This window comes from Bradyrhizobium sp. ORS 278, from assembly GCF_000026145.1.
Lineage (GTDB): Bacteria > Pseudomonadota > Alphaproteobacteria > Rhizobiales > Xanthobacteraceae > Bradyrhizobium.
Window position 1 is genome coordinate 2,259,671 of record NC_009445.1, and the last position, 15,824, is coordinate 2,275,494.

At 64.9% G+C, this 15,824-nt stretch carries 14 protein-coding genes; 8 read left to right on the plus strand and 6 right to left on the minus strand.

Going from position 1 to position 15,824, the window contains the following annotated elements:
- Positions 1-453: 453 nt before the first annotated feature.
- The gene (locus tag BRADO_RS09990; protein ID WP_011925198.1) at positions 454-1,650 is read right to left on the minus strand and encodes an amidohydrolase family protein; all 1,197 of its coding nucleotides are present in this window, start codon (positions 1,648-1,650) and stop codon (positions 454-456) included.
- Positions 1,651-1,910: 260 nt separating this feature from the next.
- Here BRADO_RS09990 and BRADO_RS09995 point away from each other — a divergent pair, with 260 nt between their 5' ends.
- The 3 genes from BRADO_RS09995 to BRADO_RS10005 all read left to right on the plus strand — a co-directional run bounded on the left by BRADO_RS09995 (position 1,911) and on the right by BRADO_RS10005 (position 4,576).
- The gene (locus tag BRADO_RS09995) at positions 1,911-2,792 is read left to right on the plus strand and encodes an aldose 1-epimerase family protein (protein ID WP_011925199.1); all 882 of its coding nucleotides are present in this window, start codon (positions 1,911-1,913) and stop codon (positions 2,790-2,792) included.
- Positions 2,793-3,128: 336 nt separating this feature from the next.
- Positions 3,129-3,572 (plus strand): hypothetical protein, encoded by a 444-nt coding sequence (locus BRADO_RS10000; RefSeq protein WP_041757404.1) that lies wholly within the window; start codon positions 3,129-3,131, stop codon positions 3,570-3,572.
- A gap of 182 nt (positions 3,573-3,754) precedes the next feature.
- Entirely contained in the window at positions 3,755-4,576 is an 822-nt protein-coding gene (locus tag BRADO_RS10005; protein ID WP_011925201.1) for an aldo/keto reductase, read from the plus strand.
- A 72-nt stretch (positions 4,577-4,648) separates the two neighbouring features.
- Here BRADO_RS10005 and BRADO_RS10010 read toward each other — a convergent pair whose 3' ends face one another.
- Positions 4,649-4,861, minus strand: a complete 213-nt coding sequence (locus tag BRADO_RS10010; protein ID WP_011925202.1) for a hypothetical protein — start codon at positions 4,859-4,861, stop codon at positions 4,649-4,651.
- A 146-nt stretch (positions 4,862-5,007) separates the two neighbouring features.
- The gene (locus BRADO_RS10015; protein ID WP_011925203.1) at positions 5,008-5,457 is read right to left on the minus strand and encodes a hypothetical protein; all 450 of its coding nucleotides are present in this window, start codon (positions 5,455-5,457) and stop codon (positions 5,008-5,010) included.
- 175 nt (positions 5,458-5,632) lie between these two features.
- On the opposite strand from BRADO_RS10015, the gene BRADO_RS10020 reads away from it, so the two are divergent.
- The gene (locus BRADO_RS10020; RefSeq protein WP_041756316.1) at positions 5,633-6,910 is read left to right on the plus strand and encodes an amidohydrolase family protein; all 1,278 of its coding nucleotides are present in this window, start codon (positions 5,633-5,635) and stop codon (positions 6,908-6,910) included.
- Positions 6,911-6,922: 12 nt separating this feature from the next.
- Here BRADO_RS10020 and BRADO_RS10025 read toward each other — a convergent pair whose 3' ends face one another.
- Positions 6,923-8,161 (minus strand): PLP-dependent aminotransferase family protein, encoded by a 1,239-nt coding sequence (locus tag BRADO_RS10025; RefSeq protein ID WP_011925205.1) that lies wholly within the window; start codon positions 8,159-8,161, stop codon positions 6,923-6,925.
- A gap of 178 nt (positions 8,162-8,339) precedes the next feature.
- Here BRADO_RS10025 and ribB point away from each other — a divergent pair, with 178 nt between their 5' ends.
- From ribB to BRADO_RS10045, 4 genes are all read left to right on the plus strand, one after another.
- Positions 8,340-9,416: a 3,4-dihydroxy-2-butanone-4-phosphate synthase gene (gene ribB / locus BRADO_RS10030; RefSeq protein ID WP_011925206.1), complete on the plus strand. Its 1,077-nt coding sequence runs from the start codon at positions 8,340-8,342 to the stop codon at positions 9,414-9,416.
- A 64-nt stretch (positions 9,417-9,480) separates the two neighbouring features.
- A complete protein-coding gene (locus BRADO_RS10035) occupies positions 9,481-10,695 on the plus strand; it encodes an acyl-CoA dehydrogenase (RefSeq protein ID WP_011925207.1) in 1,215 nt (404 codons plus the stop codon).
- 190 nt (positions 10,696-10,885) lie between these two features.
- Complete coding sequence (locus BRADO_RS10040; protein ID WP_011925208.1) at positions 10,886-11,800, plus strand: MBL fold metallo-hydrolase; 915 nt, start codon at positions 10,886-10,888, stop codon at positions 11,798-11,800.
- A 520-nt stretch (positions 11,801-12,320) separates the two neighbouring features.
- Complete coding sequence (locus BRADO_RS10045; RefSeq protein ID WP_050780978.1) at positions 12,321-13,265, plus strand: metallophosphoesterase; 945 nt, start codon at positions 12,321-12,323, stop codon at positions 13,263-13,265.
- 121 nt (positions 13,266-13,386) lie between these two features.
- Here BRADO_RS10045 and BRADO_RS10050 read toward each other — a convergent pair whose 3' ends face one another.
- Together BRADO_RS10050 and BRADO_RS10055 are read right to left on the minus strand one after the other, a co-directional pair.
- Positions 13,387-14,265, minus strand: coding sequence for a DUF1499 domain-containing protein (locus BRADO_RS10050; protein ID WP_011925210.1), 879 nt, complete (start codon positions 14,263-14,265; stop codon positions 13,387-13,389).
- A 232-nt stretch (positions 14,266-14,497) separates the two neighbouring features.
- Positions 14,498-15,703: an ABC transporter substrate-binding protein gene (locus BRADO_RS10055; protein ID WP_011925211.1), complete on the minus strand. Its 1,206-nt coding sequence runs from the start codon at positions 15,701-15,703 to the stop codon at positions 14,498-14,500.
- Positions 15,704-15,824: the final 121 nt, after the last annotated feature.

The window sequence follows — 15,824 nt, forward strand, 5'->3', positions numbered from 1 at the left end:
AAGCGAAGCGTGCCCACCATTCTCACCAGGACCGCATCTGCCAACGGTGGGCACGCGCCGCCTGACGGCGCCGCTTTGCCCACCCTACGGTTTTGGTTCGCGGTAGCAACCAGACTCACCGCGTCATTGCGAGCGCAGCGAAGCAATCCAGCGCGTCACACACGACTCTGGATTGCTTCGCTGCGCTCGCAATGACGGTGAGGCGATGGTTTCGCGCACTCACATCATGCGAGATTGCGTATGCAGGAGCGGCAAACTCTGCTGTCGTCCCGGCCTTGAGCCGGGATCAGAGCCACAGGGTGTCGTTTGGGGCAGGCGCGTCATTGACGTCGCGCCCACCACGACCGCCGGGGAGTATGGGTCCCGGCTCGAGGCCGGGACGACACCGTTGGTGTTGAGCGAGCTAGGAACGCTCACCGCCGCGCCCACAAAGACGGCGCAGCGATCGGCGACCTACTTTGCCACGATCTCCGGGATCTTCGTCGCGGGCGGCGTATTGCGGCTGCGCTGGGTGCGGACGACGCCGTCGATGATGGTCATGCCGATGCCGGGGAGGTCGCCGAGCTGGACGCTGTCGAGCAGCGTCTTGGCCGGCGAGTGCTGCGCCTTGTCCATGATCACGAAATCGGCGGAGCGGCCGATCTCGATCAGGCCGCAATCGAGCTCGCGCATCCGCGCGGTGTTGCCGGTGGCGAAGCAGAAGGCGATCTCGGCGGGCACGTCGCCGAGCGAGGACAGCAGCGACACCATGCGCAGGATGCCGAGCGGCTGCACGCCGGAGCCGGCGGGCGCGTCGGTGCCAAGGATGACGCGGTTGAGCTCGTTCATTTCGCGCGCGGTGCGCAGGGTGAACAGCGCCGAGCGCTCATTGCCGTTATGGACGAGTTCGAGTCCGGCCTTGCAGCCCTCGCAGATGCAGCGGATCTGGTCGTCGGGCAGGGCGGTGTGGCCACCATTGATGTGCCCGACGACGTCGGTGCCGGCCTCCAGCACGACGTCCTTGTCGATCAGGCCGGAGCCGGGGATCGACGGGCCGCCGGTGTGGATCGTGCTCTGGATGCCGTATTTGCGCGCCCAGCCGACCATCTTGCGCGCGGTCGGGCCGTCCTTCACCCCGCCGAGGCCGACCTCGCCGAGCAGCTTGACGCCGGCGGCGGCCAGCTCCTTGAAATCGTCCTCGACCATCTCGCATTCGATGACCGGTGCGCCAGCGTGAACCTTCACCCCGCCGGGGCGCAGCGTCCAGAACGCGCGCTGCGCGAAGATCGCCATTGCCTTCAAGCCGACGACGTCGCGCGGACGGCCGGGCATGTGCACCTCGCCGGCCGAGATCATGGTGGTGACGCCGCCATGCAGGTAGGAGTCGATCCAGTTGATCTGGTTCTGCCGAGGCGTCCAGTCGCCGGCGACGGGGTGGACGTGGCTGTCGATCAAGCCCGGTGCGACGGTCGTGCCATGCGCGTCGACAATAGTCGTCGCGCCCGAGGTGTCGACGTCCTTGAGGCGGCCGATGGCGGTGATCTTGCCATTCTCGGCGACGATCGTGTCGGCATCCAGGATCGGCCGCTCCAGCGCTCCGGACAGCATCAGGCCGATGTTGCGGATGACCAGCTTGCTGGGACCGGTCGCTTGCGGCGCGTCATGAGCCATCGGATGTCCTTCTTCTGAGCGTTCTGCGGCAGTTTGCGCCTCCACGCGGCGCAGCATCAAGCCGGTTGTGGTCATTCGTACACGAATGAATCGTTCGGGCAAGCGGACGGCCTGCCCGAAGTTTCGGCTCGGCCTGCCTCATTCGACTGCGCCGCCAACCCAGCAGGTCTTCGTGGACCGGTCCGGCGGGGAGGGCCCTGGACGCCGCCCGCGCAATCCGGCATCACCCGGTCATTCCCTGGCAAGGCGGGTGACGCGGCATGAGCAACGACCTCCATACGATCAGCGCCGGCGGCATCGCCGCCACGATCAAGGCTAATGGCGCTGAACTGTGCTCGTTGAAGACGGCCGATGGCCTTGAGCTGCTCTGGCAGGCGGGAGCGGCCTGGCCGCGCCATGCGCCCTGGCTGTTTCCGATCGTGGGCCGCCTCAAGGGCGACCAGCTGCATCATCGCGGCCGCCTTTATCCGATGACCCAGCATGGCTTCGCGCGGGATCTGCGTTTCTCCTGGCTGGAGCGCAGCGCCGACGCCTGCGTGCTGCAGCTGACCGACGACGAGACGACGCGGGCGCGCTATCCTTTCGCCTTCCGGCTCACGCTGAGCTATCGGATCACCGCGGATGCCCTGGACACCACCATCGAGGTGGCCAACACGGGAACGGAGGAGCTGCCGGCCTCGTTTGGCGGCCATCCCGCTTTCAACTGGCCGCTGCTCCCCGGTCAGCCGAAGGAGAGCTATCGGCTCATCTTCGCCGAGCCGGAGCCTGCGCCGATCCGTCGCCTGCTTGGTGGCTTGCTGCGTCCGCAGCCGGAGCCGACGCCGATCGACGGACGTGTGCTTCAATTGAACGAACGTCTGTTCGACGAGGATGCCTTGATCCTCGATCAGCCGGTCAGCCGGTCGGTTCGGTTTGCCGGAACTCAGGGATCTGCACTGGAGTTATCCTGGGAGAATTTCCGCCAGCTCGGAATCTGGTCGAAGCCGGGAGGCGCGCCGTTTCTGTGTATCGAGCCATGGCGTGGCTTCGCCAGCCCGCTCGATGTCGACGCCGACTTTATCGCGAAGCCGGGGCTCATGCATATCGCGCCGGGTGCCGCTGAGACGCTGCGCTGCCGCATCCGAATCGAGCCATCCAATTAGTATGACTTGTTTGATGAGTATGACTTGAATTGTCTTCGCAGCGCCCGCTTGCGTGCACAGCGGTAACCGTGACTCTCAGTTCTCGGCCTGGAAAAGGTGCCATTGTGTCCTACATGAGAGACGGGCGCGGAACTTTGGATATCATGGAACCAGCGACCGGCGGTTCCACGGCTTTTTATCCCGACTGACAACGGTCGATCAACGAACATCGTGGGCGTGCTGAGTTGCGTGCGTGAGCGGCATCGTCCCGCTCGCCGATGCCGCAATCATGCGTCGCAAAGGGATCTTGCAGAGGGGCGCGTCATTGGCATGACGCGGGAAGACGGGAGGACGAAAATGGTGTTGAGAGCGTTCGTCGGCACGATTGTTTGCGCCGCGTTGCTCGTGGGCACTGAGGCGACTGCAGGTGCCTATGAGCCGGGTGACTTTTTCAGGCTCGACTTGTCGAAGGCTGTCTTGTCGCCTGAGCCACTCGGCCCGGAAGCTCACTTCGAGGCGGTGCCGATCGAGGCCAAGACGGATGTCAGGACGGACCGCCGGGCGGCTGTCTCCCGGTCGACGATCGTGTCCGACGGAAGCTCCATCGTTCCGCACGCTGTCGCGCCGCGGCGTGACCGTTCCGAGATGGCGGCCGAGCGGCCGCGGGGAGCGGCTCGTGCCAAGCTCGCGCACCGGCGGGGCAACCCGATGGATGCGCAGGCGATGGATACGCGGAGTGGGACCTTCATCCAGACCTGGCCGTGCAAGCCGGGCAGCGGCGGCATCTGCAACTGGCGTTGAAGGCGCCGGCCCCGTCTGAGCGGGAACCAATCTCCCGACATGTTGATTGTGGTCGGTTGAGTGCTCGCTTGAACTCCCAAGCGGGCCTCAGGCAGTCTGAGCGTATCCCGTCAAGGTCTTGATATACCAAGGCTGCGCCAGTGCGAATCTGGCCACAGGTTTGCGTCGTCCCAGGAGAGATCATGAACGTCATCGAAACGCAGGGCGTCCGGCTGCCCAAGCTCGGGCTCGGCACCTTCCGCATGCAGGGCACAGTATGCCGCGACGCGGTCGAGAGCGCGCTCGCGCTCGGCTACCGCCACATCGACACCGCCGAGATGTACGCCAATGAGGATGCGATCGGCGCGGCGCTTGCGGCAGCTCAGATCGCCCGCGAGGATTTGCACGTCACGACAAAGGTCTGGCCGGAGAACCTCGCGCCGGACGCCATCCGCCGCGCGTTCGACACCAGCTTGAAGAAGCTCAGGCTCGACTTCGTCGATCTCTATCTCATTCACTGGCCGGCGACGGGCATGAACCTGCCGGCCGCGATGGAGACGTTGATGGCGCTGAAGCAGGAGGGACGCACGCGCGCGATCGGCGTCGCCAACTTCACCGTCGCGCTGCTCAAGCAGGCCGTCGAGGACATCCAGGCGCCGGTTGCCTGCAATCAGGTCGAGTATCACGTGATGCTCGATCAGTCGAAGCTGATGGCCTACATGAAGAGCCGCTCGATTCCCCTGGTGGCCTACTGCCCCCTCGCACAGGGCCGGGCGGCCGGCGACGAGACGCTGGCCGGGATCGGCCGCAAGCACGGCGCTGGCGCCGCCCAGGTCGCGCTGAAATGGCTGCTCGACCAGGATGGCGTCGCCGCCATCCCGAAGGCCGCGCGCCCGGAGAGTCAGCAGGCGAACTGGGATGCGATGAAGGTTCAACTGGATGATGAGGACCGCGCGACCATCGCCGCGTTGCCGAAGGACAAGCGGTTCGTCAATCCGGGCTTCGCGCCGGATTGGGATCGCTGAACGTTCGTCGGCGACAAACTCTGCGCAGAAAAATGGCCCCTCGCGGGGCCATTTCCATCTCTGCGGCGCGGATCAGTCGCGGCGCTTGATGATCACGGTGCGGTCGTGGTGGCGGTGATAGGGACGCCAGTCGCGATGCATGCGATATTCGGCGCGGGAGCGATCCCAGCCGTGATGATAGTGGTGGCCGCCGCGCTTGATCACCACGGTCTCCGCGTTGGCGATCGACGGCGCCGCAAGCGCGATGGCAGTCAGCGAAGCAACGGCAAAAGCAATCTTCTTCATGTTGTCCTCCAGGATGAATTGCGCGAGGTCAACTTGAAGTGTGACAGAACGTTCCGCAGGAACTTCTGCGAAGTTGCTGAATGCACGTTCAGATTTGGCGTTTGCCGCGCGCCGCGAGCGGCGGGTGAAGCGACACAGGCGCGTCGTCAGTCGCACTTCCGAAGCGAAGGCGTCGGCTTGCCGTTCGCGACGAAGCGTCCATCGCGGATGGTGTAGCTGTCATCCTCGCCGCGATTGAACACGGAGCGGATGTTGCCGTCGGCCGACTTGGCAATTCCGTTCTCGCGCGTCTGGCGCGCCTTCGGCAAGACGATCGAGAGTACCAGCGTCTGGTCCGGCTCCAGGCGTGCGCTCGTGACTGAATTGACGTCGGACGGATCGTGGTCCCGGCGATAGATCAGGTTTCCGTCGACCGTGACCTCGTAGGAGATGATGGCGCCTCGGCCTTTCACGGGCGGTGCGCTGCAGTCGGCCGCCCAGGTCCCGATCAGCCCCCAGGCTCGGGCGACCTCGACCGCCTCGTCCGCGGAAGCGGCCGAGACGAATGATGACACGCCGACGAGGATCGCGATGAGAGGGCGGACGACGGACAACATGCGGTCTCGCAGAAATCAATGCGCCAAGATCTTAATGCACTGCATCAGAGTCGCAACGACGGTGCTGCGTGGGCGCCGTTGGCACAAAGTCTCATTCTTCGAGAGCCAGCCTTGCCGGTTTTGGGGACAAGGCGCATGCTGACGGCAACTACAAACAGATTTGGGGAGGCAGACCATGTCTGCGCTGTCGCGTCGCGAATTCCTGTTGTCGGGAGCGGCCAGCATGGCCGCCATGTCGGGGCCCGCTCTGGCGGCGATGGGGCCCGCCGACAAGTTCGACCTGGTGATCAAGGGGGGTGCCGTCATCGATCCCGGCCAATCGCTGCGCGGCAAGCGCGACATCGGCATTCGCTGGGGCGTCATCGAAGCGATCGAGTCCGAGATCCCCGCCGAGCGGACGCAGCGTTCGATCGACGCAGCAGGCCGGCTGGTCATGCCGGGTCTCATTGACCTGCACAGCCACGTCTATCCCTATGGCTCGGCGATCGGCATCCCGCCGGATGAGCTGGTGCAATTCCAGGGCACGACGACAGTTGTCTCGGCCGGGGACGCAGGCGTAAACAATCTTGCCGCGTTGCGGCGCTTCATCGTCGCTCAGTCGCGTGCACGCATCTACGCATTTGTGCATATCGCCAACAACGGCTTGTCGGCGTTCCCGGTCGCCGAACTCTACAACATCGACAACGCACAGGTCGAGGCCTGCGCCATGGCGCTGGCCGAGAACCCGGACTTCCTGCTCGGCGTGAAGGTGCGCATGTCGGAGAACGTAATCTTCAAGCACGGGATCGAGCCGTTGAAACGCGGCATCAAGGCGTGCGAGCTCTGCGGCTGGCCGGCGCGGATGATGGTCCATATCGGCGGCGTCGAGACCGGAGAGCTGATGTCGCGGATCCTCGATCTGCTGCGGCCCGGCGATATCCTGACTCACGCCTATTCCGGTGCCCCGAACATCGCCGGCGCCTTCACCAACATCGTGCAGGATGGCAAGCTGCTGCCGGCCGCGCTCGCCGCCAAGCAGCGCGGTGTGATCTTCGATGTCGGCCATGGCGGCGGCAGCTTCGATTTCACCGTCGCGGACGTGGCCATCCCCGGCGGCTGCGGCCCGGACACGATCTCCTCGGACATTCACGTGTTCTCCGGCAACACACCCGGCATGCCATTCCTGCCCAACGTCATGGGCAAGTTCCTGGCGATGGGCTTCTCGCTGGAGCAGGTGGTGAGCATGACGACCTCGGCGCCGGCCAAGATCATCGGCCGGACGCCCAAGCTCGGCGCGCTGCAGGTCGGCGCCCCGGCCGACCTTGCGATCGTCGAACTGGTCGAGGGTCCCGTCACCTTCGTCGACACGCGTGGCAACAAGCGGGACGGCAAGCTGCAAATCAAGCCGGTGCAGACCGTGATCAACGGCGTGCCGTTCGGGCGGCCGTATCAATCGCCGTTCTCGGTGCGGTGAGCGGCGGCGCGATCAATCGCGCGCGCCGCCGCGCTCGATATTGGCCGACCGCGTGGGCACGCCGAACTCCTGATGGCACACCTCGGCCAGCACGGCGATGCCCTCGCGGATCTCCTGATGCGAGGGGCTGGCGAAGCACAGCCGCAGCCGGCTCCGCGCATGCGCGGCGTCGGTCGACCATTCCGGTCCCGGATTGATCGACACGCCGCGCTTCAGCGCCGCCTGCGAGAGCTTCATCGCGTCGACCTGGTCCGGCAGCTTGACCCACAGGAAGATGCCGCCCTTGGGCGCCTCGAACTCGGCTGATGTGCCGAACTCGGCGTTGAGCGCCTCCATCAGCGTATCGAGCTTGGCGCGCAGCCCGCGCACGAGCTGCGGCACGTGGGTCGTGAAATGCGGCCTGCAATATTCCGCCAGCACCATCTGCTCCAGGGCGCCCGAGCCGGCATCGGTCTTCAGCGCCAGCAGCACCGACATGATCTCCCAGGGCGCGACCAGGAAGCCGACCCGCAGCGCCGGCGCGACCGATTTCGAGAACGAGCCGAGATGGATCACGCCGCCATGGTCGGACATGCCGTGAATGGCGCGCGGCCGCCTGCCGTCCCAGATCAGATCGGCATAGCAGTCGTCCTCGAACACCGGCACGCCATAGGCGCGCGACAGCCACAGCAGCTCGGCGCGGCGGTTCTCCGGCATGATGGTGCCGGTCGGGTTCTGCACCGTCGGGATGGTATAGATGTATTTCGGCCGGATGCCGCGATCCTTGAGATCGGCCAGCACCGCCGCCAGCACGTCGGTCCGCATGCCGTCCCGGTCGAGCGGAATGCCGATCGGCTTGGCGCCGATCCGCGCCAGCCGCGTCAGCGTGCCCTGATAATTGTCCTGCTCGACGATCACGGTGTCGCCCGGCGACAGCAGCGCCTGGTTGACCAGATCGAGGCCCTGCAGCGAGCCCGAGAGGATCATGATGTCGTCGGCCCGAGCCGACATGCCGGCGTCGCGCGACAGCTTGGCGGCGAGGAAATCCCGCAGCGGCCGGTAGCCTTGCGGTCCGTGCGCAAGGCCATAGGTGGCGAGCGCACGGCCTTCGCGGGCGAGGACCGCATCGGCGGCTGCGCGCAAGCCCTCGACAGGCACGGCGTCGGCATCATTGTTGCCGCCGACGAAGCTGTACTTGGCCAGGCCTGTCCAGCGCGCCGCCGGCGCGGGCAGCCCAGCCGCCAGGAGCGGTGCAAAATCGAATGCGGCCATGAGGCGCGGCTCCCTTGTTCTCGAATTGGCGCGACTTTAAACAGATACCAGGGTGCTTGTCCCGGCTGGACAAGTTCTTTTCCCGGGGAAGGCGACCTTCGAGCGGCGGTTCCGCTGCTCTGGCGTGCGCCTGCGATCCCGGCTAAAGCAGCCCCGGAAAAAGCAGCGAGACTTTGCAATGGCCGACTCGATCCAGGAAGTTCTGCACGCCTTCGCCAAGGGCGAGATGGTCGTCGTGACCGACGATGACGATCGCGAGGGCGAGGGCGATCTGATCGTTGCGGCCTCGCTGTGCACGCCCGATAAGATGGCGTTCATCATCCGCCACACCTCCGGCATCGTCTGCGCGCCGATCACGGCCGACGACGCGCGGCGGCTGCGGCTCGATCCGATGGTCGCGCACAACGACTCCAACCACACCACGGCGTTCACGGTCTCGATCGACTACAAGCCGGACGGCGGCACCGGCATCTCGGCCGAGGAGCGCGCGTCCTGCTGCCGTGCGCTCGCCAATCCCAACGCCGGCGCCAATGATTTCGCGCGCCCCGGCCATATCTTCCCGCTCATCGCGCGTGACGGCGGCGTGCTGCTGCGTTCGGGTCATACCGAGGCGGCCGTGGATCTTTGCAAGCTTTCGGGGTTGCCGCCGGTCGGCGTCATCTCCGAGTTGATGAACGACGACGGCACCGTCATGAAGGGCGAGCAGGTCGTCCGCTTCGCCGCGGCGCATAACCTCAAGCACGTGACGATCGCCGACCTGATCTCCTACCGGCAGGCGCGCGAGAAGCTGATCGAGCGCGTGTCGACCTTCACGACCGAGAGCCCGATCGGCCCGCTGCAGGGCTATGCTTACCGCTCGCCGTTCGATCCGATCACCCACGCCGCTTTTGTCTACAACGGCATCGGCGACGGCAAGAACGTGCTGACGCGGCTGCACAAGCCCAACATCGTGAAGGATCTGATCGCGGGTCCGCAGCGTATTCAAGCCGTGCTGCAGCACTTCAAGAAGAACGGTCGCGGCGTTCTGATCTATCTGCGCGACGGCGCCGCCGGTGTTCCGGTCGAGCCCGTCGCGGAGCCGCATACGGCGGAGGCCGACCGCCATCGCCAATGGCGCGAGGTCGGCGTCGGCGCGCAGATTCTGCGTGATCTCGGCGTGACGTCGATCCGGAACCTGACCTCGTCGGTCCATGACTACAAGGGCCTGTCTGGCTTCGGCATCGAGATCGTCGCCAATGAGCGGCTTGAAGGCTGAACTGCCAGGATTTAACCTCCAGACGGCTGCGACCCGTGCGCAGCGAGACGCGAAAGGACCATTCATGAGCGCGCGCCCTCAGGCAAAGGACAAGCCGGCCCAGTCGAGCTTCCAGTGGGACGATCCCTTTCTGCTGGACGAGCAGTTGACCGAGGACGAGCGCATGGTGCGTGACACCGCGCGCGCCTATGCCCAGGACAAGCTGCTGCCGCGCGTCACCAAGGCTTACCTCGAAGAGAAAACCGACCGCGAGATCTTCAACGAGATGGGCGAGCTCGGCCTGATCGGCATCACGCTGCCGGAGGAATATGGCTGCGCCAATGCGAGCTACGTCGCTTATGGCCTCGTGGCGCGCGAGATCGAGCGGGTCGATTCCGGCTACCGCTCGATGAACTCGGTGCAGTCGTCGCTGGTGATGTATCCGATCTATGCCTATGGCGACGAGAACCAGCGCAAGAAATATCTGCCGAAGCTCGCCAGCGGCGAATGGGTCGGCTGTTTCGGCCTGACCGAGCCGGATGCCGGCTCCGATCCCGCTGGCATGAAGACGCGCGCCGAGAAGGTTGCCGACGGCTACCGCCTGACCGGCAGCAAGATGTGGATCTCGAACGCGCCGATCGCCGACGTGTTCGTGGTGTGGGCCAAATCGGCCGCGCATGACAACCAGATCCGCGGCTTCATTCTCGAGAAGGGCATGAAGGGCTTGTCGGCGCCGAAGATCGGCGGCAAGCTCTCGCTGCGCGCCTCGATCACCGGTGAGATCGTGATGGACGGCGTGGTGGTGCCGGAAGATGCGCTGCTGCCCAACGTGTCCGGCCTCAAGGGCCCGTTCGGCTGCCTCAACCGCGCCCGCTACGGCATCTCCTGGGGGGTGCTCGGCGCCGCCGAGGACTGCATGCATCGCGCCCGCCAGTACACGCTCGACCGCAAGCAGTTTGGCCGCCCGCTCGCCGCCACCCAGCTGGTGCAGAAGAAGCTCGCCGACATGGAGACCGAGATCGCGCTCGGCCTGCAGGCGAGCCTGCGCGTCGGTCGTCTGATGGACGAGGGCAAGATGGCCCCGGAAATGATCTCGATCGTCAAGCGCAACAATTGCGGCAAGGCGCTGGACATCGCCCGCGTGTCGCGTGACATGCACGGCGGCAACGGCATCCAGATCGAGTACCAGGTAATGCGCCACGTCTCGAACCTCGAGACGGTCAACACCTACGAGGGCACGCACGACGTCCACGCCCTGATCCTCGGCCGCGCCATCACCGGCATCCAGGCGTTCTTCTAGTTCGCCTGGTCGTTCGCGGGGGCGGGTCTTGAGTCCTCAACTGTCATCGTCCGCGAAAGCGGACGATCCACTACGCCGAGATGACAGTGATCAGCTGAGACGTCTCGGCGTACTGGATGCCCCGCCTGCGCGGGGCATGACGGCGCAGATAGCGGGCCGTTCACGTGCTCGTGGAAAGTAAGGGCAGCACATGGCCGAGGACGACGTTCCCTTCAACCGCAACTTCCCGCTGGCTGCCGGCGTCGTCGACGAGGTGCGTCCGGGCATTCGCCGCGTGCTCTGTAACAATCCGAGCCCGTTCACCTTCACCGGAACCGTCAGCTACATCGTGGGCCGCGGCAACGTTGCGATCATCGATCCCGGCCCGGACAACGAGGCCCATGCGCAGGCGCTGCTGGATGCGGTCAGGGGCGAGACGGTGTCGCATATCATCGTCACGCATACCCATCGCGACCACTCGCCGAACACCGGACGTCTCAAGGCTGCGACCGGCGCGACGGTCTATGCCGAAGGCCCGCACCGCGCGTCGCGGCCGCGCTACGAGAGCGAGAAGCACAGCCCCGAGTCCGGCGTCGATCGAGATTTCGCCCCTGATGTCACCGTTGCCGATGGCGACGTGATCGAAGGGCAGGACTGGCAGCTCGAGGCGGTGGCAACGCCAGGCCATACCGCCAATCATCTCGCCTTCGCCTGGAGTGAGCGCAGCACGACCTTCGTCGGCGATCACGTGATGGGCTGGTCCACGTCGATCGTCGCGCCGCCCGATGGTTCGATGGTCGACTACATGGCCTCGCTGGAGCGGCTCGCGGGACGCCCCGAGGACTTGTATTTCTCAGGCCATGGCCCCGAGATTCCCGAAGGCCCGCGCTACACCCGCTTCCTGATGCGCCATCGCCAGGCCCGCGAAGCCTCGATCCTGCATCGCCTCGCCAAGGGCGAGGCCGACATCCCGACCATGGTGCGCGCGATCTATATCGGCATCGACCCGCGGCTCACCACCGCTGCCGGCTATTCGGTGCTGGCGCATCTGGAGGATCTCGTCGCGCGCGGCATCGTCGCAACGGAGGGCGATCCGGTGATCGGCGGGACGTATCGGCTGGCCTGACGCGGCGTTCGAGCGGCATCGTCGCTTCCACCGACGCGCTGCAGATCGCGGCGCAGCAACATGACATGTCACGATGCAGTCTCATTGAGGTTGTAAACTGCGACAATAAAGCGCAGAGTGCGAGCAATCGTCATGTTTGAATTTTCGATCTGGTCGAAGCTTTTTTCGCCCAACGCGATCATCGTCGCCTGATCACCTGCGTGCTCGGCTTGCCCGGGCCGGCATCTGCGACTTAGTTGAACCATAATGAATGTCGTTTGAAACGGGGGGATATTGCATGTCGAATCGTCCTGTCACCAGGCATCATCGGTCTAGTCCTGCTTGGCATCTTGGGGCTACGCGCTCGCGACCGCAGAGCGGTCAATCTCAGGCCCATGGCGGCGTCGCGGCCCTGCACCCCGTCAGCCATCGCAACACGAGTTTTCAACCGCTGCCGCGCCCGCTTGGACTTCCGCCCTATCACTACGACTTGGCGGAACATTTCCCGGAGATCGGGGCATCGATCAGCAGCGCCGGGAAAATGGTATTCCACGTCGTCGGTGATACGGGCGGCGTCCAGGACGGCGAATTCCAGAACAACGTCGCCGAACAGATGATCGCGCAGTTGCACGGCGACGCCGACAAGGTGCCGCAATTCTGCTATCACGTCGGAGACGTGGTCTATTTCACCGGGATGCACGACGAGTACTACTCGCAGTTCTACGAGCCCTATTCGCATTACACGCCGCCAATCTTCTCGATTCCCGGCAACCACGACGGCGAAGTCGACGATCCACGGCTCCAGACGTCGCTGGACGGCTGGGTCGCCTACTTCATGCAGGCGGAGCCCGATGTCGATCCAATCTCGAAGGATGCTCCGCGGGTACAGCTCAATCTTCCGAATGTCTATTGGACGTTGTTGACGCCCTTCGCGACGATCATCGGGATGTACACCAACGTGCCCGAGCACGGGTCGATCGATTCGACCCAGCAGCAATGGATCACCAACGAGTTCGCGACCGCGCCGAAGGATCGGGCGCTGATCCTCGCATTGCACCACCCCATCTATTCATTCGACGTCTATCACAGCGGCAGCTCAAAGATGGCGGACGCGCTTGAGAACGCCATTCGCGACACCGGGCGCGTTCCGAATCTCGTGCTGTCGGGTCACGTCCACGACTATCAGCGGATCGAGCAGACCATCACGCCTGAAACGCCGACGCCGTTCATCGTGTGCGGGAATGGCGGCTACCACAACCTCCACTCGGTTCATTCCAATGTCGGCGATGTGGCCGACGATACCGGCGCCGTGCTGAAATATGCCCAGAAGATCTGGGGCTTTACGACGCTGACCATCGACAAGGACACGATCTCGGGCGTGTCCACCGAGGTCGATCGGGACGGCAATGCCAAGCTGGGCGACAGCTTCAGCTATCCCGCTGGGCCGATCGAATTGGCCGATCGGAAAGCTGTTCCAACGCTATAGGACAACCGAACGGCGAACGCCGGCTGCCGAGATCAAGCTCGATGACGCGAAGCCGCTGGACGCGTATCCCGGCCGCATGGAGGCCGAGAGACCGGTGACTGCTGTCGTGGCGTCGACGACGCTACTTCTTCACCGTCTTCGCGTTGGCATTGCCCTTCGCCACCGGCGGCGGCGTGACCTTCTTCACCGGCTTCTGCGCCTCGGCTTCGGCGGCGGTCGACAGGTCCTCGATCAGCTTGGTGACGCGCGCGGCGTTGCTGCCGAGGTCGGAATCCAGGTAGGGCGAGGTCGAATAGCGCGAGGCGGAGCGCACGTCGATGCGCGACTCCTCGCCATCGGGCTTGACGCGGATCGAGATGTCCTCGCGCAGACCCATGATGGGCGTCCGCGCCACCGCCTCGATGCGGCCTTCCCGGCGCGGCGGCTGCGGGGCGCGTTCATCAACCACGAACCATTTGCGCCGGTTGACGAGCTTCAGCGCGACCGCGAAGGCGCGATCCGGCGGCAGTTCGACCTGCACCGGTTCGATGTCCGGATAGAATGTCCGCTGCTGCTCCCAGGAATACAGGCCGGCATAGGCGGCTGTGTTGGTGCCGTCGCCATTGCGCAGGGGGGCCAGCGCCTCGAAGCTCGGCGGCTCCACCAGATCGGTGGTGATGTCGTAGATCTTCGGCAGCTTGCGATCCTTGAGCGCGAGATAGCCCGGATAGGCCAGCACCGCGGCGTCGATCATCAAGGCAAGCAGCACCCGGCTCATGCCGCGGCTGCCATTGTGCCAGATCGCGACGAAGGCGGCGAGCCCGAGCAGGATCGACAGCACGGCCAGGCCCAACGCGCCAAAGAACGTCGCCAGCGCCGGCTTCATCTCCAGGAAGTCGAAGCGCAGAATCAGGATCGAGACCAGCACGGCGACGACCGAGAAGACCGCCAGATTGCGAGCCCAGGTCGCGAGGCTGGAGGTCGGCTCCGACAGATAGGGGGCGTGAAACCTGCGGGCCATCTTGTCAGGAACTGCCGGGTTGGGCCCCGGAGCGGGGCGGGTGATCTCGCTTGAGACCATGAGCCCCGGGCAAATTCAAGGGGAGTCTACAGCCCTCAGCCTCGCCCCGCACCAGCCGTTGCGGCCGGCTTTCGCGGGTCTCGTCCGTCGACGACGGTGAAATTGAGATCGTTCCGGAGCAGCGGCGGCTGCGGGCAGGTGGCGACCTGATCCGCAGCCGCGCCTGCCGGCCTCAGTGCCCGTGCGCCAAGGGGCAGGCCGAATCGGCAAGCTTGCCGAACGCCTCCTCGCCCGACATCGTCTGCACCAGCTTGTAATAGTCCCAGGGGTATTTCGACTCCTCCGGCTTCTTGACCTGCATGATGTACATCTCATGCTCCATCAGTCCGTCGGCGCGGATCTTGCCGTCGGACGTGAACATGTCGTCGATCTTCGTCTTGCGCAGCTGCTCCATGACCTTGTCGGAGTCGGTGGTGCCCGCCGCCTTCACCGCATTCAGATAGGTCAGTGTTGCCGAGTAGTACGCCGCCTGGTTCATGGTGGGCTCGCGCTTGGTCTTCTCGAAATAGCGCTTCGCGAAGGCGCGGGTCTTGTTGTTGAGATCCCAGTACCAGCCGGTGGTCAGATACAGCCCCTGCGCGGTCTTCAGGCCGAGACTGTGGATGTCGCTGATGAAGGCGAGCAGCGCCGCCGGTTTCATCGTCTTGGCGATGCCGAACTCATCGGCCGCCTTGATCGAGTTGGTGAAGTCGTTGCCGGCATTGGCGAGGCCGAGCACCTGGGCGCCCGAGCTCTGCGCCTGCAGCAAATAGCTGGAGAAGTCCGAAGTCGAGAGCGGTACGCGCACGGCGCCCACCACCTTGCCGCCATTGGCCTCCACGACCTTGGAGGCGGCCTCCTGCAGCTGAGTGCCGAAGGCGTAGTCGGCGGTCAGGAAGAACCAGCTCTTGCCGCCCTGGCTGACCATGGTCTTGGCGGTGCCGTTGGCCAGCGAGGTCGTGTCGTAGGCGTAGTGGACGGTATAGGGCGTGCAGTCCTTGCCAGTCAGCGAGGCGCCGGCGGCACCGATCGCGATGAACGGCACCTTCTTCTCCTTGGCGGCATTGGCCATCGCAAGGCTGACGCCGGTGTTGGAGCCGCCGAGGATCATGGTGACGCCGTCGCGATCGGCCCATTCACGCAGCTTCTGCGCGCCGACGTCGGGCTTGTTCTGGTGATCCGTCTCCATGAACTCGATCTTGTTACCGAGCACGCTGCCGCCGAAATCCTCGATCGCCATCTTGGCGGCTTCGACACCGCCCGGGCCGATCACGTCGGCATAGAGTCCTGACATGTCATCGATGTCGCCGATCACGACCTTGTTGGCGGCCGCGTGCGCGGCGGTAGCGGCGAGTGAGGCCCCGAGCAGCCAGGGGAGCAGGCGTGTCTGATATCGCATGATGGCGTTCCCTCGTTTCTTTTTTGGTGCCGGACCTTAGGAACCCACAACCGGGCTTTCCAATTCGCCTTTGGTTCAAACCAGGACAGAGGAACTTTTTCACCGGAACGCAAACGGCCCC

What these genes read in the sequence shown, in the direction of transcription:
- BRADO_RS10035 (WP_011925207.1), top strand. Translation starts at nt 9,481, where the DNA reads ATGAGCGCGCGCCCTCAGGCAAAGGACAAGCCGGCCCAGTCGAGCTTC.
- BRADO_RS10040 (WP_011925208.1), top strand. Translation starts at nt 10,886, where the DNA reads ATGGCCGAGGACGACGTTCCCTTCAACCGCAACTTCCCGCTGGCTGCC.
- BRADO_RS10010 (WP_011925202.1), bottom strand. Translation starts at nt 4,861, where the DNA reads ATGAAGAAGATTGCTTTTGCCGTTGCTTCGCTGACTGCCATCGCGCTT.
- BRADO_RS10055 (WP_011925211.1), bottom strand. Translation starts at nt 15,703, where the DNA reads ATGCGATATCAGACACGCCTGCTCCCCTGGCTGCTCGGGGCCTCACTC.
- BRADO_RS09990 (WP_011925198.1), bottom strand. Translation starts at nt 1,650, where the DNA reads ATGGCTCATGACGCGCCGCAAGCGACCGGTCCCAGCAAGCTGGTCATC.
- BRADO_RS10005 (WP_011925201.1), top strand. Translation starts at nt 3,755, where the DNA reads ATGAACGTCATCGAAACGCAGGGCGTCCGGCTGCCCAAGCTCGGGCTC.
- BRADO_RS10000 (WP_041757404.1), top strand. Translation starts at nt 3,129, where the DNA reads ATGGTGTTGAGAGCGTTCGTCGGCACGATTGTTTGCGCCGCGTTGCTC.
- BRADO_RS10015 (WP_011925203.1), bottom strand. Translation starts at nt 5,457, where the DNA reads ATGTTGTCCGTCGTCCGCCCTCTCATCGCGATCCTCGTCGGCGTGTCA.
- BRADO_RS10020 (WP_041756316.1), top strand. Translation starts at nt 5,633, where the DNA reads ATGTCTGCGCTGTCGCGTCGCGAATTCCTGTTGTCGGGAGCGGCCAGC.
- BRADO_RS10050 (WP_011925210.1), bottom strand. Translation starts at nt 14,265, where the DNA reads ATGGCCCGCAGGTTTCACGCCCCCTATCTGTCGGAGCCGACCTCCAGC.
- ribB (WP_011925206.1), top strand. Translation starts at nt 8,340, where the DNA reads ATGGCCGACTCGATCCAGGAAGTTCTGCACGCCTTCGCCAAGGGCGAG.
- BRADO_RS09995 (WP_011925199.1), top strand. Translation starts at nt 1,911, where the DNA reads ATGAGCAACGACCTCCATACGATCAGCGCCGGCGGCATCGCCGCCACG.
- BRADO_RS10045 (WP_050780978.1), top strand. Translation starts at nt 12,321, where the DNA reads ATGGTATTCCACGTCGTCGGTGATACGGGCGGCGTCCAGGACGGCGAA.
- BRADO_RS10025 (WP_011925205.1), bottom strand. Translation starts at nt 8,161, where the DNA reads ATGGCCGCATTCGATTTTGCACCGCTCCTGGCGGCTGGGCTGCCCGCG.